General features: G+C 63.9%; 1 protein-coding gene. It reads right to left on the bottom strand.

Annotation, left to right across the window (positions count from 1 at the left end; genetic code table 11):
- Positions 1 to 60: 60 nt before the first annotated feature.
- Positions 61 to 1,257: an IS256 family transposase gene (locus QTI24_RS31440; RefSeq protein WP_286605859.1), complete on the bottom strand. Its 1,197-nt coding sequence runs from the start codon at positions 1,255 to 1,257 to the stop codon at positions 61 to 63.
- Positions 1,258 to 1,431: the final 174 nt, after the last annotated feature.

Raw genomic sequence — 1,431 nt, 5'->3', positions numbered from 1 at the left:
GGTCACGTCCCAGCGCATGGTGTAAGTCTTCAGCCCGGACAGGGCTGAGATGCACGGTGCTCAGCGTGCCACTGCGGACAGCCGAGTGGGTGCAGTATCGCTGAGGGTCTGCAGGCCCTCCAACTGCATGTAGCGCCGGTTGAGCGACCACTCGTCGTTCTGCTCAAGCATCATTGCTCCGACAAGGCGCGTGATCGAGGCGTCGTTGGGGAAGATGCCCACGACGTTCGTGCGCCGCTTGATCTCCGCGTTCAGCCGCTCCAATGGGTTTGTGCTGTAGATCTGCGTCCAGTGCGCTCGCGGGAAGGTCATGAAGGCCAGCACGTCGTTCTCCGCGTCGTCCATCAGAGCACCAAGCTTGGGGAACTTGTCTCGGAGCTGATCGGCCACCGATCGCCACTGCGTGCGAGCCGCATCAGCCGAGTCCTGCACGAACGCCGTGCCGATGGCAGCCGAGACCATGCGCCGCTGCGTCTTGCCGGCGTGGGCCAGGGCATTGCGCATGAAATGGACCCTGCAACGCTGCCAGGTGGCCTTCAGCACCTTCGCGGCGGCCGCCTTGATGCCCTCATGGCTATCGCTGATCACGAGCTTCACGCCGCGCAGACCCCGGCGATTCAGGCTGCGCAGGAACTCGGTCCAGAACGGCTCGGCCTCGGAGGCCCCGACCTTCAAGCCCAGCACCTCGCGCTGGCCGTCGGTGTTCACGCCGACAGCCACTATGACGGCCACGCTCACGATGCGCCCGGCTTCGCGCGTCTTCACGTAGGTGGCATCGATCCACAGGTAGGGCCAGTCACCCTCGATCTGCCTTCCAAGGAAGGCGTTGACGCGCTCGTCGAGCTCCCCGCACAACCGGCTAACCTGGCTCTTGGAGACGCCGCTCATGCCAAGCGACTTGACCAGGTCGTCCACCGAACGGGTGGAGATGCCTTGCACGTAGGCCTCCTGGATGACGGCCGTGAGCGCCTTCTCTGCGGTGCGCCGAGGCTCGAGGAACTCGGGGAAGTAGCTGCCCTGGCGCAACCTGGGAATCTTCAGCTCGACACTGCCGGCTCGGGTGTCCCAGGTGCGCTCGCGGTAGCCATTGCGGCTGTTGAGGCGCTCGGGATTCTTCTCATCGTAGGCGGCGCCACAGCGTCCTTCGACATCGAGTTCCATGAGGCGTTGGGCCATGAACTGCACCATCTGGCGCAGGACGTCGACATCGGCTCCCTTCTCAGCGAGCTCGGCCAATGCCATAGTTGGGTTGGTCATCGTGATTTCCTTCAAGACAAGTTTGGTGGGTCGCACCTCAAACTTATCCGGTCTTCACGATGGCCCCCCCCGAAGAGAGCGGTCGCTGCGCGGCAAGCCGCTTCGGGCTACGCCCTACGCGCCTTGCCGCGCAGCGAGTGAAGGAAGACTTACACCACTTGCTGGGACATCAAC

It is taken from the genome of Variovorax sp. J22P240, from assembly GCF_030316855.1.
Classification (GTDB): domain Bacteria; phylum Pseudomonadota; class Gammaproteobacteria; order Burkholderiales; family Burkholderiaceae_C; genus Variovorax.
Note: the sequence above shows the minus strand (reverse complement) of the source record. Positions and strands in the feature narration are given on the sequence as shown.

Bases quoted from the DNA above. Each gene is read 5' to 3' on its own strand.
- QTI24_RS31440 (WP_286605859.1), bottom strand. From the start codon at position 1,257: ATGACCAACCCAACTATGGCATTGGCCGAGCTCGCTGAGAAGGGAGCC.